This is a genomic window from Streptosporangium sp. NPDC023963 (assembly GCF_040639135.1).
Taxonomy (GTDB): Bacteria; Actinomycetota; Actinomycetes; order Streptosporangiales; family Streptosporangiaceae; genus Streptosporangium.
Genome location: NZ_JBEZZK010000011.1, coordinates 52,092 through 73,959 on the forward strand (window position 1 = coordinate 52,092; position 21,868 = coordinate 73,959).

At 64.5% G+C, this 21,868-nt stretch carries 15 protein-coding genes, 2 pseudogenes and 1 riboswitch; of the genes and pseudogenes, 7 read left to right on the top strand and 10 right to left on the bottom strand.

What is annotated here, in order from left to right; genetic code table 11:
• Positions 1 to 75: 75 nt before the first annotated feature.
• The 5 genes from AB0F88_RS28685 to AB0F88_RS28705 form a co-directional block, all read right to left on the bottom strand.
• On the bottom strand, positions 76 to 723 hold the full coding sequence (locus AB0F88_RS28685; protein ID WP_362690653.1) for a response regulator transcription factor: 648 nt from the start codon (positions 721 to 723) through the stop codon (positions 76 to 78).
• A complete protein-coding gene (locus AB0F88_RS28690; protein ID WP_362690656.1) occupies positions 720 to 1,955 on the bottom strand; it encodes a histidine kinase in 1,236 nt (411 codons plus the stop codon). The genes AB0F88_RS28685 and AB0F88_RS28690 overlap by 4 nt, the downstream gene beginning before the upstream one ends.
• A gap of 13 nt (positions 1,956 to 1,968) precedes the next feature.
• A complete protein-coding gene (locus AB0F88_RS28695) occupies positions 1,969 to 3,552 on the bottom strand; it encodes a serine hydrolase domain-containing protein (protein ID WP_362690659.1) in 1,584 nt (527 codons plus the stop codon).
• A 473-nt stretch (positions 3,553 to 4,025) separates the two neighbouring features.
• The gene (locus AB0F88_RS28700) at positions 4,026 to 5,918 is read right to left on the bottom strand and encodes a hypothetical protein (protein WP_362690662.1); all 1,893 of its coding nucleotides are present in this window, start codon (positions 5,916 to 5,918) and stop codon (positions 4,026 to 4,028) included.
• 1,375 nt (positions 5,919 to 7,293) lie between these two features.
• A complete protein-coding gene (locus AB0F88_RS28705; protein WP_362690665.1) occupies positions 7,294 to 8,100 on the bottom strand; it encodes a helix-turn-helix transcriptional regulator in 807 nt (268 codons plus the stop codon).
• Positions 8,101 to 8,196: 96 nt separating this feature from the next.
• Here AB0F88_RS28705 and AB0F88_RS28710 point away from each other — a divergent pair, with 96 nt between their 5' ends.
• From AB0F88_RS28710 to AB0F88_RS28720, 3 genes and pseudogenes are all read left to right on the top strand, one after another.
• Complete coding sequence (locus AB0F88_RS28710; protein WP_362690668.1) at positions 8,197 to 8,664, top strand: VOC family protein; 468 nt, start codon at positions 8,197 to 8,199, stop codon at positions 8,662 to 8,664.
• Positions 8,665 to 8,932: 268 nt separating this feature from the next.
• A pseudogene (locus AB0F88_RS28715) lies at positions 8,933 to 9,214 on the top strand (ricin-type beta-trefoil lectin domain protein); the annotation flags it as partial.
• A 196-nt stretch (positions 9,215 to 9,410) separates the two neighbouring features.
• The gene (locus AB0F88_RS28720) at positions 9,411 to 12,107 is read left to right on the top strand and encodes an AAA family ATPase (protein WP_362690671.1); all 2,697 of its coding nucleotides are present in this window, start codon (positions 9,411 to 9,413) and stop codon (positions 12,105 to 12,107) included.
• A 61-nt stretch (positions 12,108 to 12,168) separates the two neighbouring features.
• Here AB0F88_RS28720 and AB0F88_RS28725 read toward each other — a convergent pair whose 3' ends face one another.
• Positions 12,169 to 12,816, bottom strand: a complete 648-nt coding sequence (locus AB0F88_RS28725) for an SRPBCC family protein (protein ID WP_362690674.1) — start codon at positions 12,814 to 12,816, stop codon at positions 12,169 to 12,171.
• Between the two features lie 8 nt (positions 12,817 to 12,824).
• On the bottom strand, positions 12,825 to 13,298 hold the full coding sequence (locus tag AB0F88_RS28730) for an SRPBCC family protein (RefSeq protein WP_362690676.1): 474 nt from the start codon (positions 13,296 to 13,298) through the stop codon (positions 12,825 to 12,827).
• Positions 13,299 to 14,011: 713 nt separating this feature from the next.
• Here AB0F88_RS28730 and lepB point away from each other — a divergent pair.
• The 3 genes and pseudogenes from lepB (at position 14,012) to AB0F88_RS28745 (ending at position 18,311) form a co-directional block, all read left to right on the top strand.
• Entirely contained in the window at positions 14,012 to 14,533 is a 522-nt protein-coding gene (lepB, locus tag AB0F88_RS28735) for a signal peptidase I (protein ID WP_362690678.1), read from the top strand.
• Between the two features lie 50 nt (positions 14,534 to 14,583).
• Positions 14,584 to 14,892 (top strand): annotated as a pseudogene (locus AB0F88_RS28740) (5-methyltetrahydropteroyltriglutamate--homocysteine S-methyltransferase); the annotation flags it as partial.
• A 458-nt stretch (positions 14,893 to 15,350) separates the two neighbouring features.
• Positions 15,351 to 18,311, top strand: coding sequence for an NACHT domain-containing protein (locus tag AB0F88_RS28745; protein ID WP_362690681.1), 2,961 nt, complete (start codon positions 15,351 to 15,353; stop codon positions 18,309 to 18,311).
• Positions 18,312 to 18,984: 673 nt separating this feature from the next.
• Here the strand turns inward: AB0F88_RS28745 and AB0F88_RS28750 are convergent.
• Positions 18,985 to 19,194 carry a hypothetical protein gene (locus AB0F88_RS28750; protein WP_362690684.1) on the bottom strand — a complete coding sequence of 70 codons (210 nt, stop codon included), beginning with the start codon at positions 19,192 to 19,194 and terminating at the stop codon, positions 18,985 to 18,987.
• A 2-nt stretch (positions 19,195 to 19,196) separates the two neighbouring features.
• On the bottom strand, positions 19,197 to 19,574 hold the full coding sequence (locus tag AB0F88_RS28755; protein ID WP_362690687.1) for a hypothetical protein: 378 nt from the start codon (positions 19,572 to 19,574) through the stop codon (positions 19,197 to 19,199).
• Positions 19,575 to 19,792: 218 nt separating this feature from the next.
• On the opposite strand from AB0F88_RS28755, the gene AB0F88_RS28760 reads away from it, so the two are divergent.
• Positions 19,793 to 20,608: a hypothetical protein gene (locus AB0F88_RS28760; protein WP_362690690.1), complete on the top strand. Its 816-nt coding sequence runs from the start codon at positions 19,793 to 19,795 to the stop codon at positions 20,606 to 20,608.
• Between the two features lie 439 nt (positions 20,609 to 21,047).
• Here AB0F88_RS28760 and cutA read toward each other — a convergent pair whose 3' ends face one another.
• Positions 21,048 to 21,365 (bottom strand): divalent-cation tolerance protein CutA, encoded by a 318-nt coding sequence (gene cutA, locus AB0F88_RS28765; protein ID WP_362690693.1) that lies wholly within the window; start codon positions 21,363 to 21,365, stop codon positions 21,048 to 21,050.
• Positions 21,366 to 21,615: 250 nt separating this feature from the next.
• A riboswitch (cobalamin riboswitch) is annotated at positions 21,616 to 21,828 on the top strand.
• Positions 21,829 to 21,868: the final 40 nt, after the last annotated feature.

The window sequence follows — 21,868 nt, forward strand, 5'->3', positions numbered from 1 at the left end:
GGACCGAGGGCAGCTGGTGAACAAGGCCGCCGTCGAACACTTGGGAGGCCGTCGCCGGCCGACCGATTCGCCGCCTCACCTGGCCTGCCAGACGAGCAAGGCCGCCTCGACCCGGTTTCGCACGCCGAGCCGTGCGAAGGCCGAGCTCAGGTAGCCCTTGACCGTTGCCTCGCTGAGGTGCAGCGTTTCCCCGATCTCCGCGTTGGACCGTCCTTCGGCGACCAGGTGGAGGACATCGCGTTCTCGCGGGGGCAGGCGCGCGAGGATCTGCCCGGCGGTGTTCACGACTTCGCGCCGGTCCGCGGCCGACCGGGCATCGCCGATGACCATGGCGGCGACGGTCGGCGCCAGGCACGCCCCGCCCGCCATGACCGACCGCAGACCGGCGAGCAGGTCGCGTGGATCCCCTACCTTCAGCAGGAACCCGTTCACCCCCAGACGTACGGCGCGACGGACGTATTCGGTCTCCCCGAAGGTCGTGAGCACGATGATGCGCTGCCCCGGCCACCGGCGACGGATCTCGGCCGCGGCCGCGAGGCCGTCACCGCCGGGCATCCGGATGTCGAGCAGGACGACATCCGGTACGCAGCGATCCACCTGCTCCACAGCTTGGTGCCCGTCGGTCGCCTCGCCCACGAGCTGTACCGAACCGTCGCTGGTCAGGATCGTCCGGAGTCCGGCCCGGACGTCGGGATCGTCGTCCACGATGAGCACCCGGATCATCGCCAGGGCCCTCTGCGCAGGTCGTGCACGCGGGTGAGGGTTTCCCCGTCGTCGCAGATCTGGAACGTGGCGATGCCCAGAGGGAAGTTCCCGTCGGTGAAGTAGCGGCAACGCCAGGACGCGGGGATCGGGTCGGCCGGGATGAGAAGACGGACCGGCGCCTGCCGTCGCGGCAGGTCCTTCGCGGAGGCGACCGGCTGTCCGGCCGCCAGGCCGGCGAACCGGTCCCGTTCGACCACCGTCGCGTACGTCGCCCAGGTGTGGAAGGCGAGGAGTACGCCGACGGCGCCGAGTGCCGGCAAGAACACCCGGCGCAGCGTGGCGGCTCCGGGCCGCCGGGCCGGCGGGTCGTCTCCCGGCGGCGCGTTGTCGTACGACGAGCCGGGGAAGGGGATGCGGGCGAACGTCACGCGTGTGCCGCCGACGCCGCGGACCGACAGCTCGCCGTTGAGGGCTCGCACGCGCCGCTCCAACCGGGCCAGGCCGGACCAGCCGCCGCTGTCCTCGCCCACATCCCCCGCCGTGGTCACGGTGACCAGCTGGGAATCGCCCTCCACGGTGAGGCGGATGCCGACCGGTGCGCCCGGGGAGTGCTTCGCCGCGTTGGTGACGCATTCCTGAACCACCCGGTAGGCCGTCAGCCGGACCGGAGCCGGGACGTCGCCGAGATCACCGTCCACCGCGATGGTGGCGCCCGCGTCGCGGGCCCGGGCGATCAGCCCCGCGAGATGCCAGCCGGAGGGCGGGGCGGCTTCTGGGACGTCGTCGTCGGGACGCAGCAACCGGACGGTCTGCCGCAGCTGCAGAACCGCCTGCTCGACCTGCGCGCGGACCGCCGCGGCCTGCTCGGACGCCGCGCCCGTGCTCGTCACCTGCAGCGCCCCGGCACGCAGCGCGATGAGGCTGAGCTCGTGGCCGAGCACGTCGTGCAGTTCCTCGGCGAGCTCACCGCGTTCGCGGGCCCTGGCTCGCCGGGCGAGGTCCGACTCGAACGAACGGCGATACCGCAGATAGCGGCGGTACGTCAGGACGAGGACGCTGAGCGCCGCGATGAGCAGCTCGCCGAGCACGAGGAGCGCGACGCTCCCCGCCGTCAGGACCCAGCCCGCGAGAACCACCTGGACCGTGCCCAGCACGGCGAGCACCCAGCCGATACCCATGTTCCCCTGTAGCTGCCGGCGCACGGTGCGGGCCCTGCGGCTGCGCTCCATCAGGTCCTCAACGGCGATCACCGGCCTATTCTCCTTACTCGGCGTGGGATCCGGAACCGACGACGGTCGCATCCCGAGCTTGGCTCGACGACACCGGGACCGGGCGCGACGCGACCAGCGCCCGCACCCGGACCGTCACCACGGCCAACGCGACGACGGTGGAGACCCCCAGCCACATCAGCACCGTGGGAACGCCGTAGGCGAGCGCGTCCCATCCTGTCCGCCGGGTGTACAGCGCCGTCGCCAGTACGGGCAAGGACACCGAGACAGCTCCTGGAACCAGGTACGGCAGCAGCCGGACGGCGGCCGTGCCCATCCGGCGCCGGGCCGCGGCCCACCGCCGGGCACGCCGTACTCCCAGCGCTCCGAGAGCGATGACGACGATGGTCAGTACCCCGAACACGACGTCGGTGACCAGCGAGACGGGAACACCGGCGGCCGCGCGCCCTCCGCCGAGTATCGTCACCAGCCCGTCGACGATGGCGTCGGCGTCCGCCGCCGTCGCGGTCATGCCGACGTCCACCATGACCGCGATCCCGTACCCGTCCCGCAGAAGCAGCGTCTGCTCGGCCATGAACGTGGGATTGCCGCCGCTGTGCGACAGCTCGCCGGGATCGTCCGCGATCCACCCCATCACGTACTCCGGGCTACGCGCGGTGGGCGTGTGGGCGACGCGGATCGACTCGGCCGACAGGACCCGCCCGCCGTCAGGCCCGACACCCTCGTTGAGATGCGCGCCCAGCCAGCGGCCCATGTCCGCGGCGGTCGTCACGACCCCCTGCGACCCGTTGACGAACGCCGCCGGTGCCGGCGCCGGGACTGCCGTCCCGAAGACCCGGACATGCCCGGAGCGAGGAAACCGAGCCGCGGTGTCCACGGTGGTGCTGGCCCGCATCCCCAACGGCCCGAACACCTCCTCGGCCATGAACGAGGCGAACGGCCGTCCGGAGACGACCTCCACCAGCCGGGCGGCCACTTCGGAGTTGAGGTTGTCGTACCGGAAGCGCTCGCCGGGTGCGAACAGCAGGTCGGCGCCGGCCAGTTGGGACACCCGTCGCCGCAACGACTCGGCCGGACCGGCGGGCGCGCGACGGTCGTCGAGCCCGGAGGTCTGGTCCAGCAGGTTTCGCACCGTGATCTGCCGGGCGCGTGGATCGGCCATGGCGAACTCGGGCAGGTACGTCACGACCGGGTCGTCCAACCTCACGGTGCCCTGCTCGACGAGCCGCAGCATCGCCACGGCGGTGAAGGACTTGCTCACCGAGGCCACGGGAAACGCCGTGTCCCCCGTGACGTCGGCGCCGTCGGAGCCGCGGCCGTAGCCCGCGACGTGCACGACACCCTCCCGGGACACCACGGCGACCGCCGCACCCGGAATGCCGTTGCGGTTCAGGTACGCCGTGACGTATCGATCGATCGCCACGGTGTCGACCGGGCCGTCCTGGGCGGCGACCGGCGGTGCCACGAGCAGGATGAGCCCGACCGTCAGCGCGACGCACGACAGCCTCTGCGAAAGCGACAGCATCCGCGAAAGCGACAGCATCCGCGAAAGCACGCCGCCCGGCTCGCCGAAGACCTCTGGCCGGGACAATCGCCGGGCCGTCCGGAAATCAATCATGGCTCCATCGTTCCGGTGCGGCGAACGAACCGGTACCGACGAAAGTCGGGCAGCGCGGGGACCGGGCACAGCGGCCGGCGCAGGCAGTTGGCCACCACGTGCGGTTGCGGCACCCGGACATGGCATGCCGCCTACACCGGGTCTGTCCAGTTGACGACTCTGGCTCACTTTCGGTGGTAGCGGAACGTGCGCATCAAGCTGACACCGCGGAGCTGGGCGTGTTTCTCGCCAGATGCCTGTGGGACCGCGCGGTCGTCAGTGACCCCGCTCGCCGGATCGTGCCACGATACCCTTCTGACCAGCTAATTCGTCACAAGTGTGTCTTCATCACTTGTAACCATGCTTGGTCACCACCGAAAGTGAGCCAGAGCCGAAAACCGTAAAGTCCCATTCGAAGCGCGGGCCGCGCCCCCGGGTGCGGTCTGAGGTCCCAGGGGCGCGGCTGCGTCGGTTCGGCCGCGGCCTTCCCGTGCCTACTTCTTCGGCACGTACAGCCGGATGTTGTCGATGCGGGCCTGGCCCTCACCGACGTTCGTGTACGGCTCACCGATGACGAAGTAGTCGGGGTAGGCCGAGCCGGCCGGCCACTGGTCGTCCCACGTCTTGGAGCCGAATGCGCCCCGCGCGGTGTGCGACGTGTTGAACTGGCCGTCGTACTCCTCGGCGTCCACGTTGTAGTGGAAGATCGGGACGTTCGCCCCGACCACGCCGGCGTCGTCGTCGATGAAGCCCCGGGTGAACCGGTAGGTCTGTTCGCCGACGTTCTTGAAGTTGCCGCTGACCTCGAGCGTGTAACCCGCCTCGGTGCGCTCGATGGCGAACGTGTAGTCCTGCTTGGGCATCAGCTCGGGCTGCAGTTCCACGGCCGACTTCTGCACGCCGGAAACCGGCCGACGGTCGCAGCTCGTCACGAACGTCTGCGACTGACCGAGCGAACCCGTGAAGTAGAGCATGTTCACCGTGGTGCGGTTGCTCTCGTCCCAGGGGTACTTCTCACCGGTCCGCGCGTTGCAGACGTCGTAGCCGTCCGTGTTCCGGGACGGGGCCGGGCTGAACTGGTCCATGAGCACCTTGCGGTGCCAGTGGTACATCGCCAGGTTCCGGGGCATCGCCGGGAAGTCCAGGATCGACATGAAGTGGAACGCGTTGTACGCCTCGTTGCTGTCCTCCCGCACGGAGCGGGTGGCGCAGGGGTCGGCCGGTTCGATGTCGTTCGGGTCGCCGACCCAGGGGTAGAACGTCTTGCACTCCCCGAGGGCGTACCCGTTGTACTTGCCGTCGTAGAACAGCGAGCCGTCACGCAAGCCGCCGAAGTCGAGCGTCTTGAGGTCGTACTCGATGCGGTAGTACTTCGGCAGCGGCTCGGTGTTGCGGATGATCGCGCCACCTGTGTGGTTGGGCACGGTGATCTTGGCGACGGAGCCCGCCTTCTTCAGCGACTCCGTCGTGACCGACGGACGTTCGGCGGTGTCGGTATAGCTGTCGTCGACCCGCCCGCCGCTCTCGCGCGCGGAGAGGGACGCCGTGAGCCAGCCGTCCCGGCCGAACTCGGTCTCCTGCCGGTAGGTCCGCATGGTCGCCATCGCCGCGTCGAACTCGGGACCGAGCTGAAGGCGGTAGAGGTCGCCGTCGTCGTCGTTGAAGTCGTCGACCGGCTCGCTGTAGTCGTCGAGCACCCACGGGCTGGCCTCGGTGCGGATCGGCTTCCCGAACTGCTCGACATACTTGAGCTTCCAGCGCGGGGGGACGGGTTCCGGCTCGGGATCGGCGGCCGCGCACGGCGGGGTCACGCCGTCGTCGTTCTGGATGATCGTCAACTTCACGCTGTGAAAGGTCACCCCGGCCGTGCCCGCCTCGACGCGGAAGTCGGCGCCGCCGTTCTCGCGGTTGGCGAACCGGGCGTCCATCAGCTCGAAGCCCGCCGTCTTCCACGTGTTCGACCCGGTGCGGTTCACCGAACCCGTCGAGGCGTACGCGCTGCCGGTCGAGTCGTACTGGACGCGGAACGTGGCCCCGCCCTCGTCGAAGTACTCGACCTGCAGGCACGCGACGAACGCGCCGTCGAAGGCGACCGCGTCGTCGACCTGGAAATACATGTGCTGCGCCGGTGCCGAGGTCTGCACGGTCGTGCGTGCGCTCCGCCCGCCGACCGTCACGGGTGCGGTCGTGCCGTCACCCTCCTCGATCTGGCGGAGACCGTTCTCCTCGTTGACCTCGCCCAAGATGATCGAGGCGCTGGGATCGTCCGCGGCGGCCGGCGTCGCGGCGGCCGGCATCGCGGCGAGGACCAGAGATGCCCCCAGGGTGACCACGCCCAGGGCCGCCACGGCCGAGCGATGTCCGCGATTGCGAGTTGTTGCTCTCATTGCGCTTCCTTCTCCGTTGAGCAAGGCGTCCGTTCGTGCCGCTCCGGGCCTCGGGGCCGCGCGTGAGGCGCGGCCCCCGTCACGGGTGCCGATGTGCGCTGGTTCGGTTCACTCGTCGGTCACGCTCGCGCGCGGTAACTCCTTCCCGCCGCCATCGGTGAGCACGAGCGTCGCGGTCGCACCGGACTCGACAGGTGCCGAGAGTTCGTGCGAGACGTACGCGTCACCCGTGAGTCGCGCTCGTCGGCGAGCTGTCGGCCGAGTCGTCGGCCAGGGCGGCCGTCACGTCCTGGCCGATGAGGGTTGTGAAGCTGTGCCGGCGGACGCCACCGTCTCCAGCAGTTCGAACGCCTTGGCCGTACTCGACGACTTTCCTGTCGTCGGCATTTCTGTCGTCACCATTCGAATAACTCGAATCCTCTTCGATTTGGTACCTGATCACAGCCTTGATAAATGCGGGACGCCTTGTCAAGGGTTTTGATTCGTGGACTTTCCTGGCTGATCGACGGATTCCTCACCGGGCATTCGAGAATGTCGAATCGACGGTTCGTCTCGACACCGGCGTGGGCCGTCGACGGTCGCGGCGACGGTGATGGGCGCCGCGGCAGCTGGTTACGCCGCCTGTCGCGAGGGAGACAGACCCCGCCGCACGTCGAGCGCGAGCACGGTCACCGGCAGGCGGCGTTCGAAGGGCGTCGGGCGCACGCTTGCTCGTGCCGGCCCTGAGGTCCACTCGGTGGACTCGGCCACCAGTTGCGTTGTCAACGGCCAACCGCCAAGTGAATAAGAACAACTTGAGGAGGGCCTTGCATTAATTGTGAAAGGCCTCCAGATCGCTTTATAGCGGGATTTCCACGATCTCGCCCGCGTGGCAATGATGCCCCTCCGCGACCTCTATAAGCAGAACCCTTCGGAGGTCGCGGAGACGTGGCGCAAGGCGACCTCAACTGAACCGCCGGAATGGATGACGCAGTGATCATCTTGGCGCAGAGGGCGGGCCCGTCCATCAAGTAGGCGAAAGCCTTCAGCCGGCCCTGAGCCACGCCGCACGCCCGATCCCTGATTGCGAGGAGGATTGGCAATGGCGTTTGGGCCTGCGCCCGCTCATCGTGAACAGATCGCGATCCGGGCCGTGCTCGTTCGGAGCGCTGGTGGCCGACACGGTCACGCCGGCGGTCGCCCGAGCGCAGCGGATCTTCGCGTGGCCAGTGGATGAGCACCGGGCGATGGAAATCTCGTATCAGATCGTCCGCGCCTACGTCGCTCACCGGCGGGGCGAGATCCGGATCGAGGCAGGCCGAGGCCCGCCGGAGGCGTTCGTCCCGCAGTCGCGACTACCGCGAAAGTGGCTTTGTCCAGTGCCGGCCTGGCCTCGTCACCCCAGGCGATCCAGCTTTTCACGAGCGCCGGTACCGGGCCGAGGCGTCAGGACCACGACACGGAGGTCGGTGTTCTGCGTGGTCAAGACGTTGGCGTCCAGGGGGATGGCGCCCGCTACCGGATGTACGGCGGTCTTGTGGGCGCTCTCGTGGACGGCCACCGCGCGGAGCGCCCACAGGTGGCGGAACCGATCGTTCCCGGCCAGGCGGGCGACCAGCGCCGCCACGTCGGGGTCGTTCGGATAGCGGGCGCTGGTGCTGCGCAGGTCGGCAACCAATGACTGCTCGAAGTACGCACGCTCGGTGTCGGTCTGGCGGACCCGGGGGTTTCGGGATTCGAACTGGACGATCAGGGCGTTGCGATCGTCGACGGCCGCGTCGGCGGGATCACCGAAGACGGCCGCGAACAGGCGGTTCCAGTGCAGAAGCCGCCAGGCGGCGTCGTAGACGGCCACCGGGATGTCGCCGAGTTCGTCGATGACGCGGTGCAGGCTACCGGGGATCAGGCAGGGAATCCGGTCTGGGGCGGGGGCGAAGCCGGCAAGGCGCATCAGGTGCGCCTCCTCGTCGTCGGAGAGTCGTAACGCGCGAGCCAGGGAGGCGCAGACCTGCGCCGAGGGCGTCGCGGCCCGGCCCTGTTCAAGGCGCGCCACGTATTCGGGGGAGATGCCGGCCAGTGTCGCCAGCTCGCCGCGTCGCAGCCCTGCGACGCGGCGGGGGGATGCAGTCCTCAGACCGACGGCGGCCGGGTCTACGCGGTCCCGCCAGGCCCGCAGCGCGGCACCGAAATCATTTATTACCACAGGATCCTCGATTGGTCAGTCAAATTGGGTGGTACAGGTCGTACGCGGCAGATCTGTGCCTTCCACCGTGCGTTCCTGCCTTTCATGATGGGGATCATGAGCAGAGTGACCAGAATGAACCACATCGGGGTGCCGGTCAGCGATCTCGCGCGGTCGGTGAGATGGTACGAGGACGTTCTCGGCATCGCGCCGAACGGCGTGACGATCTCGGCCACGAACCCGGCGATCGGTGCGGTCGTCGAGCTGGAGAATCCGTCGATGCGGGCGTCGTTCGCACTGGCCGGCGACAACGTCCTTCTGGAACTCATCCAGTACGACAACCCGCGGCCGAAGCCCTTCACCGGGCGCAACTGCGACGTCGGGGTCATGCACTTGTGTTTCGAGGTCGACGACCTCGACGCGGCGCACCGTGACCTGGTGGAGCGAGGCGTACACGTCAACGCCGATCCGGTCGTGCTGCAGGACGGCGATGGCGTCGACGCGGGGACGCTGGCCGGAACGAAGATTCTGTACCTCCGGGACCCCGACGGCATCCAGCTGGAGCTGTTCGAGCTGCCCGACTAGAAACGCGGGCTCTCCCGCCCCGATCGACGAGAGAGCCGACCACCGGGCGACGCCTCGGCCTCAGGAGACCCGGCCGGTAGGGGGCGGTGGTCGCCGCCGAAGTTGGGGGCGCGACGCTGGTACAGGAGCTGGAGGTTGCGGGGGTCGACGGTCATGGTCTGGTCGGCGCGTTCCGGTCGGAGTACTGGACGACGTCGGCGCCGCCGGCTGCGGACGCTCGGCAAGTGCCTCTACGCCCCACTGAACGCCGCAACCGGGGCGAAGGCCCCAGCTGTGGGACTGCAACGGGGGGAACAACCAGCGGTGGACGGTCAGTGCCGACGGCACCATCAGCGGGCGGCGGCCGGGGCTGTGCCTCGCGTCAACAACGCGAACACCGCCAACGGCACCACCGTCATCCTCTGGACCTGCACCGGCACCGCCGACCAACGCGAGACCCGGCGGCAGATCGGCACCCCGCGATCGCATCACCGGTCGCGGGCTTAGCTTAAGCTCCGTTTGTAGTCGAACCAGTCCGAACACCGCCACATGGGAAGGCGTGCCGTGGTGACGTACCGATCACGACCCCTGATCACGGTGCGACAGCACTCCTCGGAGATGGGCGCGACCGCCGCGCGGCTCGCGCCGGCACTCGCCGCGGGCCGGCAACCGGCACAAGACCGGCACGAGCTCGAAACCACTCTCGTGGTGCGCGCAAGCACCACCCCGCCCCCGACGACCGTTCGTCCGGACACGCGCAGAAGCTGATGGCCGATATCAGATCGGGGTGTTTCGTCGCCCGAAAGATGGAGCTGAGCGAGATCGCGGCGGTGACGGCAGCCGCGGCGGAAGGCCGTGGCGGCGCGATGCTCGTCCTCGGCGAAGCGGGGATCGGCAAGTCGACGCTCATCGACGAGGCCGCTGTGCCACTCGACGACTGGCAGGTGCTGCGCGCCGGTGGTATCGAGTTCGAGAGCGAACTGCCCTATTCGGCCCTGCACCAACTGTGCATGCCGGTCCTTGAACACCGCGCCGACCTGCCCGCACCGCAGTGGCGCGCGCTCGACACGGTGTTCGGCCTCCATGCCGGGGTCACGCCGAGCCCGATGCTGGTCGGCCTGGCTGTCCTGGGCCTCCTGGGCGCCGCGGGCCAAGACCGGCCGGTGTTCTGCGCGATCGACGACGTGCAGTGGATCGACGCCGGATCGAGGCAGGTGCTGGCCTTCGTCGCGGCGCGCATCGCGTCGGAGCGGATCGCCATGGTGTTCGCCGCCCGTGACGTCGCTTCGGTCCCCGAGCTTGTCCGCGTGCCCACACGTACTCTCGCCGGACTCACCGACTCCGAAGCCCTCACACTGCTGCGGTACCTGGCACCGTTCGGTCATGACGCCTGGATCGTGCAACGGATCCTCGCCGAGGCGGCCGGCAACCCCCTCGCACTGGTCGAGTTCGCCCGCGACGCCGGGCCTCTCGGCCTGCCGGGGGATGCGAAGCACCGTGCTGTGGAACAGCGGTTCGCGCATCGATTCCTCCAGCTTCCCGCGTCGACGCGCTCGGTGCTGGCGCTGGCCGCGGCGGAGCCGACGGGCGACCTCGCTCTGCTGCGGCGTGCCATGACATTTCAAGGGCTGAGCGGCGCGGATCTGGCCGCGGCCGAGGACAGCGGCCTGTTGCTGACAGGTCCACGGGTGCACTTCCGGCATCCGTTGGCGCGTTCGGCGGTGTACCGATCGACCGGTGCCGAGGCGCGACGGCATGCGCACGCGGCGCTGGCCGCCGGCACCGACGCCGACATCGATCCTGACCGCCGCGCATGGCACCGGGCGAACGCCGTCGCCGGTCCTGACGAGAGGACCGCGACGGAACTGGAGCGTTCGGCGGACCGGGCGCAGCGACGCGGCGGGTTCGCGGCCGCGGCCGCGTTCTTCGAGCGCGCCGCACAGCTGACGCCGAGCGGTTCGCGGCAGGCACGCCGGTTGTTGTCCGCGGCCCAGGCGCGGTTGAAATCGGGAGCGCCCTCCGGCGCACGGGAACTGGCGGATCAGGCTGAGCGTCATCAGCTGGATCCGGCCGGCCGTTCCGCGGCACGTCTGCTGCGCGCCATGATCGATTATCACGTCGAACGGAGTATTCCGGCGACGATCGCGCTCATCGACGCGGCCGACGGCATGGGGCCCGATGAAGCCGGCGAGACCTACCTGGAGGCGTTCGCATCGCTGATGTTCAGCATCGACGAGCCCGGCAGACTGCGGCGGCTCGCCCTGCACATCCGCGAACGGGTACACCGGCGCAGGCCGCCACGTCCGGTCGACCTGCTGCTGGAGGCGTTGGTCGACCAAAACCTCCGCGCGGTGGACGAGGCGGTGCCCACGATGCGCCGTGCGGTCGACGCCTTTCAGAACCATGCCCGCATGCCCGACGCGGATCCGTGGTGGATGGAACGCGCCTGTGTGTTGAGCATCGACCTCTGTGACCGCGCCGCCATGGAGCGGATCACCGATCGTCAGGTCGAACTGGCCCGGACGCAGGGCGCCTACGCGATACTGCCGCACGCACTGCGCTTCCAGGCGGTCGCCCGGACGATCGTGGGCCGCTTCGCCGACGCGCACGTCTGCATCATCGAGGCGCGTGCGGTCGACGAGGCCGCGGGGACGTCCAATCTCGTCGGCTCCGACCTGATGCTCGCCGCGTTGAGCGGCGACGCCGAACGGTTCCGCGAGATACGAGAGATGCTGCACGGCCGGGTCGGAGTGGAGTTCACCCCACTGCATTACGCGAGCGGTGTGCTGCACAACGGGAACGGCGACCATGAGGCCGCGCTCGAGGCGTTGCTGGTCGCGCAGGACCAGCACCGGCGCGGTTCGTACGTCGTCACCGCTTTCCACGGCGAACTCGTCGAAGCCGCCGCGGCCACCGGACGTCTCGAAGAAGCCGAAGACTCCGCCGAATGGATCGAGAGTCTCGCACGGGTCAATCCGAACGCTTGGACGACAGGTGCGCATCTGCTGGCCCGTGCGCTGCTCGACCCGGGGCTGGGCGCGCAGGACCTTTACCGTGAAGCGATCAGCCGGTTGGCCGGAAGTGGAATGCAGGTCCACTACGCGCGTGCCCGCCTGCTCTACGGGGAGTGGCTGCGACGGCTCGGCCGCCGTACCGAAGCGCGGGTGGAACTCCGTGCCGCACACGATCTGCTGTCCACCATCGGCGCGCGTGGATTCGTCGCCCGCGCCGCCCGCGAACTGGATGCCATCGGCGAGCAGGCCCTGGCCGACAACTCGGATTCGCCGGCTGGGCTGACCGCTCGGGAACTCCTCGTCGCCCGCAAGGTCGCCTCCGGCGCGGGCACCAAGGAGGTCGCGGCCCTGCTGTTCGTCAGCCCGCGAACGATCGACGCCCATCTGCGCAACCTCTACCGCAAGCTGGGCATCACATCACGCCGCCAGTTGCGTGAGCTTTTCCGATGACGGTGCCGTTCCGATGGGGCCGCGAAAGGCCCCGCCGGAGGAGACCGGCGGGGCCGCTGGGCTACATCGGTGCTGAATGACGGGCCCGCTTACCCTCCCGTTCGGCCACGGTCTTCAGCTCCGTCAGCCATGTTTCGAGACCCGCGCCGAGGGCCGCGGTGGAGAACCCGACGTCCTGCTCCACCTGGTCACCGCGCCACGTCTCCTCGGTGCGCACGACAACCCGGCCGCCCACCTCGGTGAAGGTCCACACGTGGACCCCCTTGTCGATTCTCAGCCCGGCACCGATCGCCGGTCCGTCCCACCGAAGGCACTTCTGGTGCCGCAGCTGCCGGACGGTGGAGGTGACCACGAGGGTCGTGGCGGGGTTCAACTCGGTCTCGAGCACCGGCGTCGTCCATCGGAATGACGAACCGGGACGCAACGGGCCACGATCGAGCCGCTTGCTGGAGAGGACCGGCTTCTGCCACGACGGCCAGCGTTCCACGTCGGTCTGAATCCTCCAGACGGTACGCAGCGGAGCGGCGATCACCGTCTCCGTCCGGTAGCGGATCTTCGCCGAGGTGTCGACGGTCTTTCCCGCGCATCGCACCGCCGTGCGGTCGGAGTCGTCGACGCGCGTGGCCTCGGCCCGAGCCGGTGCGCCCGTAACGCCCATCAGACCGGCAACGACGACTATCGCCGTGACGGCGCCCATACGGTTCTTCATGAGGCTCTTCATGAGGCGGCCGCCGCCTCAGCCGTGGTCTTGAGCCGACGCAGCCACATGGCGAGCGTCGTGTCGAGACCCGCCTGGAACGTCGCGGGGTCGGCATCGACAGGCGGACCGGCGAAGGACTCCTCGGTGGACACCTCGACGCCGTCGCCGGCCGGGGTGAGCGCCCAGACGTGAACGCCGAGGACGCCGTCCGGCCCGCCACCGTATCCCCGCCACACAAGGCGTTCCTGCGGCCACACCTGAACGAACGTCGACTCGATCTCCATTCCCGCGGCGGACCAACGGAACACGGAGCCCGACGCAAGCGGACCAGGCGTTTCGATATGTGCGTACGGAATCTCCGGCAGCCACGTCGTCCACGCGTCGATGTCCGTGAGAATGCGCCAGACGGTGTCCGCCGACGCGGCCACCGTGACGCTGTGGCGGCTGACCACCGGGGCCGACTCGTCGATGCCGGCCTCCTCGGCGTCCATAACGTTATCCATCGTGATGTTCTCTCTTCGGTCAGTGACGATCGGGAACACCGGGCATGAGCGAGCCGTTACATCCACACCCGGCAGATGCGATCGTGCCAAGACGACCAATCTCCGCACATCGGCGAGAATTACCTATCTTGCGACACGTCGCCCGGGCACGTGAGATGCGGCACCGATGCACGAGAATCCGACCGCGGCGCTCCGTACCAACACCGGACTCCTCAAGGAGTCGGACCTCGCCGCCGCACTCGTCATTCTCGACCAGCTCTACGTCGACTATCAGGGCGGCGATCTCGCGGGTCCCGCCGGGGTCGGGATCGGCGATGAGATCGGCCACGCGCGGGTCCCCGGCCGCCCATCCCGTCCTCCCGCCGGCCCGCCGCGGCGAGCACCTCGGTGGAGGGCGGATCCTCGACCCAGGTGATGCACAGCGGCACGGTCAGCGTCTCCTCCACCAGTCGGCCGTAGTACGCCGGCACCTCCGAGTCCACGTGCTTCTCCTCTCGCCTACTCCGGACGGCCCGGCCTGCCGGAGATCGGGCCGCACCGCTCACGATGCGCCTGACGGCTGCGGGGTTCGGGGTGGAAACGACCAGTGTTGATCAAGCGGAACAAGTCCCGACATCCTGCTACAAGATCGTAATGAGCCGCGAGCCATCGGAGTGATCTCCAGCCCAGATAATGCAGTGGTGGTATTTCGTGGGCTGTATATGCTGATCGTTCCTTTTGTGGTCGCAGGGATTTCCGCGTGCTCGGTCATACCTGAGCCGTTGATTTCCAAGGCGACCGGACGGGAGTCCTATCGCGAATCGAGCGAAGCGATGATGCCTACGCTCAAGAAGGGTGCTGTGGTCACCGGCAAGGTGACCGACGGGACGTACGCCCCCAAGAAGGGTGACGTCATCGCCTTTCTCCCCCCGAAGGCGTGGGGTGGGAGCGGCGGCTACATGATCAAGCGAGTCATTGGCGTTCCAGGGAGCACGGTCGGTTGCTGCGATCCGCGGCATCGGATGATCGTTGACGGCAAGCCGCTGGACGAACCGTACGTGGCCAACGAGAGGGCTTCGAATCACACCTTCGAGCCGGTAGTCGTCCCGGAAGGACGTATCTGGGTTCAGGGCGACAATCGCGATGTCTCCCTTGACTCGCGTAGCCACCATCGCATGGAGGTTGAGGGCACCGTTCCGGTGTCCGGCGTCATCGGAGTCATCGACGTCAGCACTGCGAGATAGAACCCGCTCCCGGAGCGCTCGACGCTCGCGGTGCTCGTGGCTGCCGCTATGTGGGGTGGTGCTCTGATCGCTCCCATCGCTCCCAGGGTTACCGGGCCGGGCGGGTGGATGCCGCCGGTCTTCAGGAGGCGGCCGCGGGGTTGCGGCAGGGGGTGTGGCGGGAGCTGTCGGGGGCGGGGCTGGATGCGGTGCCGTCCAACACCTTCTCGCTGTATGACCACGTGCTGGACACCACCGTCATGGTGGGGGCGGTGCCCGAGCGGTTTTCCGGGGCGGCGGATCCGTACTTCGCGATGGCCCGCGGTGCCGAGGGGGTCGCGCCGCTGGAGATGACCAAGTGGTTCGACACCAACTACCACTAGTTCAACCGCAAAGGCAACTATTCGCCGGAGAGTGCTCGGCGTAGCGGCTCATTGAGGTGATCAATACTCTGAGCTGCCGGGACGTCTGCGCAACCGGCCCTGTAGGTCCCTGAGTTACATGATCGAGATCGCGTTGGCGGGTCGATCCGCGAGGATTTTCATTACTTGGTCAAGGCCGCCCGCCTGCGGCGGTCGGCGCGCGTCGAGCAGTCACTCCGCGCTGCGGTGGTTTATGTCTAATACCAGTCGGCCGTATGGCGACGATGCAACAGGCATTCCCGCGAAAGATACCTCGATGATCCTCGCGCGTTCTTATGCCTTAAGTATCCGTATGAGCTTTTGGTCAAAAATACATCTATGTGATGTTTCGTGACAAATAAGACAATCTGCACTAGCTTCGCACCGTTTCATAAGGTATAGTGCGCAAATTAGCCAAAAATGCGAAGGGGGCGTAGATGGGAGATTTCACTCAAGGTGCGCTTGAATCTCTTGTCGGCGGAGTGGCAGTCGAGATTATCAAGCAAGCGGGGCGAAGGCTGAGCTTGGCGGCTGAAACACTAAAAACCACTAAAAACAATACTCTTCAAATATCGCAGTTCTTTGACACTTACAGCATAGTAGACTCGCTTGAGCTGCCATCACCTCCTAAGTCTTTTCTGAGCACTCAGATTACCGAATGGTTATCCAACTCCGATGTTCACGCGATTTTGCATGGGTTGCTCGCGGCTCGGCTTTCGAATGCGCCCGAAAGCGCTATTGAAATGTTACAAAGCGGATTCCGGAAGACTCTCTCCGCATATAGCTGTAGCGATAATAAAGATGTTTACGCTGACTCAGTTTTCCAGGTTTTCGATCAGTACATGTTTTCAATGATGGAAAGCATGATCGAATTTGACCCAAGCATCTTGGCTGCCATTCGGTCCGAAGCCCATTTTAGCCGAATTACTTCTACTCTCCAAGCGATAGAACGCCACCTGGAGACCCTCAATAGTCAGCCGGATCCAGTCCAAGAGACCACTTACTGGCGTCGCTATCGCCGTCAAGTAACTAAGTATCACGGAAAGCTTGAGCCCCCAGATTTTCAGCGTCGGCGGCGCGTACCAATTGAAAAGCTATACGTGTCTCCTAATATCACGCCTGAATCAGTACACAGAGCAGCAAATAGAAATTCATATACGCATGGCGGCGTTTCGGAATCGTCGCTCATTGAGAAGAACAGTATTACTATAGATCACTTCTCTTCAAGCTTGGATCGCGCAGTCCTGCTTGGCGATCCAGGAGGCGGAAAAACGACAGCGACCCATTACCTTATGAATCAATACGCTTCTAATGAAGACTGCCCTACTCCTTTCCTGTTAATTCTTCGAGATCTTGCATCTGAGGCTGGTCAAATCGGATCTATATTGAGTCACCTGGAGCTGAGAATCAGTGCATTCTATCAATGTCAAACGCCCACAAAGGGTGCGTTAGATCGCTTATTGCTAAATGGATCTGCACTTGTAATATTTGATGGATTAGATGAGCTTATAGACGGCTCGCTGAGGGCTGACATTGCTAGTATGATAGAGCTCTTTTGCTCGCAATATCCGCTGTGTCGAGTACTTGTTACTTCTCGCCGTGTTGGATATAACCAGGCAAGACTTGATGATTCACAATTCTCCTGTTGGGGGATATCTGGATTTGATTCAAAGCGAGTATCCGATTATGTCTCAAACTGGTTTGCTCAAGAAGAGGGACTTACCAGAAAGCAGGCCTCCGACTATACGAGCAGCTTTATTGCTGAGAGCAGATCAGTATCTGATTTGACTCGGAATCCTTTAATGTTATCCCTCATGTGTATAGTATACCGAGGTGAGGGATACATACCCAGAAATAGGGCAGAAGTTTACGGGCAATGTGCGCGTCTGCTTTTTGTGAAATGGGATACTTCGCGTGGAATTCATGTGGAATTAAGAGCCCGTTCTCTCATCGAGCCAGCCATAAGGTTATTAGCATTCTGGCTTTTTGCGCGAACCCCCAGCGGTGCGGCTGTGACAGAGCGCGAACTCACCATAAAAGTGACAGAGTTTCTCCATGGCCGTGGCTTTGAGACGGAAGAAGACGCTAGAGCAGCAGCGGATGAATTTATAAAATTTTGCCGCGGCCGCGCCTGGGTATTTAGTGATGCTGGTGTAACTCCGCGAGGTGAAGATCTCTATACATTTACCCATCGTACTTTCTTAGAATACTTTGCTGCGTATCATCTTGCTACTTCATGTGATACGCCCGAAGGATTAGCGAAACAGATACTGCCGCACGTGGCTCGACAGGAATGGGAAGTTGTTGCACAGCTGGCAGTTCAGATCAAAGATACGATCAGCGATCGTGGGGCTGACCGGATATGCGAGGCTTTGCTTCGCAACAAAAAATACCGGAGTGCAGTTAGTCAGGCAAACATTCTTAACTTTATTGCAGGTTGTATGGAGATAGCATCCCACTCGCCTGCAACAGCTAGATCGCTAGTCAGGCGTATCACAAAAGAGATGTTCAGCGATAGCAAGGGAGATATTCAACTTTACGAGGCGCTAGGTCGACTTACCTCTATTTGCGGTAATGAACAACTCGCCCTTGCTAGTGAATTCGAGCTCTGGCTAGATGGTGCAGCGGTATCCAACGATAGAGAGAGGATCATTTCGGCTTTACGAGTAGCCTTATGGCTGGGCTATGAAAAGATCCGAAATATCCGCGCACCTAATATCGATGATGACAACTGGATTGGGGTGATTCTGCGAGCACGCAAAACTTTGATCACTTCTAGTCTCGAAGAAGCACCGGACTTTGTTGGCCTTGCAATACCTATGGGTATTTTAAAAGTAAACGAATTAATTTCAGCCACCGATGGCGATCTAACTGGAATCTTCACGTCTCCTTTTAATAACTTTACGCAAACCGGGAGGATTTCTATGGCTTCCGAAATATTGCGAAATAAACCCGAAGGTACTCGTAGTGTGCAGTGGGAACGTGATCTATTCGACTACTTGGAGTCCGCAAACTCGCTTGAGAACAGCGTCCAGGCCTTCCGTAGAAATGAAATATTTGCTCAGCCCTTTATTTTGAATAGAATTCACGCCAAGATAGACCCTCCCATAAAGAGGAGTGATCTTCATAAAATGGGAGAGGCTGCGGGCCCCAGCTGCTACCTTGTTGCTGTGGCCGTGGAAATTGCCGCACACTCTGATTCCGAACTGCTTGGAGATAGGGATTTGGAGTCGCTGAGAGGTTTGGGTATATTCTCGCAACTTGTGAAGTACGTGCAGATGCGCCTTGGTGAAGACGTTCAAAATTTGCCTCAGCTACCCATCAGTGATAAATGGCAAAACACCTTATTGAGATGGGCGCAAGGCGATATTAGTTTTGTCGTCAGTTCGAGTTCATAAAGATAAAAAGCTAGTCAGCGCGACCATGCTTGCTGGTTGTGAACATATTTTAATTGCTTTCAAATGAAGAGCCGCAGGTTCATTTGTATCGTTGAGTCTTTTCCATTCTGTTGTTGTAGGTCAGAGTCGGCGAGGGGGCCGAGACCGCATGGCCTGCAAAGATGCGGGCCATGAGACGCTCAGAGGAGCCTGGAGGAAGAGTGCTTTACCGCTGCTCTGGAGCCTCTGTGAAGCAGGATAGAAAGGTCTATCGAGGCGTCAGTGCTCCGCACCGCCATCCGGCGCGGCACGCCCGTCCACGCCGCGCGGACATCGGGGCCGGGCATGCGGCCTGGAGGCCGGTCCCGTCCCGCGCCCGCCCGGCGCGGACGGCCGGACCCCGCCGCCCGCCGCACCAGCCCGCCCGCCGTACCGAACGCCGTACCGAACGCCGCGCCGACCGTGAACGCACTGCCGCCCGCTCCGACCACCGGCCCAACCGCTACGCGGCCCCTACGGGGTCCTTCGGATTGCGCCGGCCGCTCCGCCCGTGTTCATCAGGAACGCTCGAATGTGGGAGTAACACCTCTGCCGCCCCGCTTCCGATGCGCGGGCCTGGCGGCTCTGTGCTTCGGGTCGGGTTGCCACCGGATGACATGGTCACCATCAGCGAGAGCGACCTACCCCGCCGCCATCAGCTGTCCCTGGCCTGTCGTAGCCGGTCCAACGCGTCATTGACCAGGCGACCGAGGTTTCCCAGTTCGTACGCCATCCGGTGACGTTCGTTGTCCTCCCAAGCCCTGATGGCCGCCCCGAGGTTGCCCGACTTTCCAGCAGTGATGATGATCTCCTGGCCGTTGACGCGCCTCGTGGCCGCATCGCCCAGGATGACCCAGCCGTACACGGTCACATCCCACGAGCGGCCAGGATCAGGTCAACCACCTTTTCCGGCTGTTCCTGTCTGACGGTCTGAAGGTCGGCGCCGTTGCGGATGGACACCAGGTAGCAGCCCGAGCGTGGACCCATGGTCACCGTGGCTACGCGCCAGCCCTGCGGACCCTTCACGGTCAGCTCCGGCGGGTGTCGCTCCATCCACGATCGGAGCGGAGGCTGGTCGGGCCAGGCGGCCTCACTGTTGGCGAACAGCCCCAGGCTGATCGTGTGATGGCGGTGAGCACGGATTCCCCGCTCGGTGAGAAGCCGCTGAACCACGGCCAGTGCCTTGTCTTGGCTCTCCACTGTTGCCTCGTCAACGGCGGGCGGGACGGCTCTACAGTTGTCCATGGGTCGCACCTCTCTGTGCGATCAAGGAACCCGTACGGCGTGACCGCGCCTGCGGGTTCCGCTTTTTCACGGTCCTCCCATGACACCGCCGCGCCAGCACGCGGAGATAGGGCGGGACAGGGGAGACCAGGGGAGAGAAGAGGAGTAACAGGCTCGCCGGAAGGGGAATAGGGGAGATTGGGGGAGAGACGCAGATCCCTATCTCCAGAGGTAACGCGATGCGCGACGTTCCAGCTTGGGCGCGACGGCTACGCGCCGAACGGCGCAACCGGCTGTGGACTCAGCGGGAAATGGCCCGAGCGTTGACCGATCTGGCCGACGAACGTACGCGTAGCCGTATGCCGGGACGGGATTCCGTCACCCGCATGATCAAAGACTGGGAAGCGGGCAGGCATAAGCCGAGGGATCCATACCGGCTGCTTTACTGCCGAGCTTTTGACCTGGAAGAGAATGAACTGTTCAGCGCGGAAAGCACGTCACGCACCGAGCTGGAGGATGATGTGCTACGCAGAGAATTTCTCGGTGCGTCCGTGGCGACTGTGGGAATTGCCGCTGTTCCAGTACCGTTTGAGAGTCTTCCTCAGGGGCGACGCGTCAATGATGAGCTTGTCGTTTCGCTTCGCAAGCGCATTGCGCGGCTACGTCGAATCGACGACTATCTAGGCGGCGCCGAAACCTATCCTCTCTATGCTGCCGAGCTTGAGAGAACGAGTACACTCGTCAACGAGGCCAGTTATACGCAGAAGACGGGAAGAGCGCTTCTAAGCGTGGTCAGCGAGCAAGCACAGCAGGCGGGATGGGCTGCCTTCGACGCGGGATGGGCCAAGAGGGCGAGGCAGCTTTTCAAGAAAAGCCTGTCGGCCGCCACCGACGCCGGAGACACCGCTCTTCTTGCCAACTCGCTGGCGTTCCTGGCTTATCAGAAAGTAAGTTACGGCTCTCCGGGGATTCAGGAAGCGGATGCTTCGTACCGGGTGGCGGAGCGAGGGACTCCCCCTGCGGTCAGGGCACTCCTGCTGGAGCGGGCGGCATGAGCGTACGCGTCTGAAGGGCAGAGATACCAGGTTGAGGTCGAAAGAGGTCTTGAAGAAGCCGGTAGGGCCCTTGAGGAGAGCAGTGGTGAGCCGAACCCAGCTTGGGCACTCTGGGTTGACCGGCTCGAACTTCAGATCATGACGGGGCGGTGCTGGGTCGCGCTGAATCAACCCGTTAAGGCCATCGCCGTTCTTGAAGATGCTCTCTCGAAGTACGAAGACACCCACGCCCGAGACAAGTCCCTCTATACGACTTGGCTTTCGGAAGCGTATCTAGACGCAGGGGAGATCGAACGCGCATCCGCCGCCCTGAGTCAGTCGCTGAGCCTCTCTATGGATGTCGCGTCGATTCGTCCGCGCCAGCGCGTCAGCGCCGTTCTTGAGCGTCTTGAGGATCACAGATCGCTGCCATCCGTTGCCGAACTTTTCGACCGCATGGCTACGCCGTCGTCTTGCTCAGCCATTCCAAGTACGGAGCCGACCCACCGTCAATCGATGTGAAGGTCACTTCAGGGTTGTTCCACGGGTGCTCGGATATCAAATGTGCCTCCAAGTCCGGGTAGCGCTCCACAGTCGTCCTCAGGAAGATCTGCCACTCTTCCCCTTCGCCCATTTTTCCCTCATGCCAGAAAACAGACTGGGCAGGCCCGAAGACTTGGCCTGACGCTGCCAATTTCGCACGAACGGCAGATCTGAGAAGATTCATCGCCGCATCGCGACTGTCCACTGTGGTCGAAACCTGAAGGTAGTCGGTCATGCGGCCAAGCCTAGATCACTTCCCCGGATCCGGTACGGAAGAGTGAAGGCGGCTTCCGGGTGGCCGGAGCGCGTCCTTATGAAGCACGAAGCACTCCATTTCACGATGAGCCCGTTCTCTGACGATCTCGCGGGCAGTGGCGATGCGTTGCCAAGTCAGCTCGGCCCAGAAGAGGTCGTCGTGTCGGTGACTGCTTCCGGTGTGGCGTCCCTCGGACAGGGGGAGCGCGGGTTCTTCGGCAGGGGCGGGTTATGCTCGTTGTGCGGTTGGTTCTCCCGGGGCCGTTGTGGTGTCGGGAGTCGTAAGAGGGAACCCGGTGTGATTCCGGGACTGCCCCGCAGCGGTGAGTGGGAACGAACGCCGTCATCGGCACTGGGTGCGTGTCATCTGGGAAGCGACGGTCAGTAGGAGTTGAGTGTGATGCCCGCGAGTCCGAAGACCTGCCAGCCGCCTGTGCGCCGTCCGGTGCGCGGTGATCCGTGGCCTCGTGGGAGGGCCTGGGA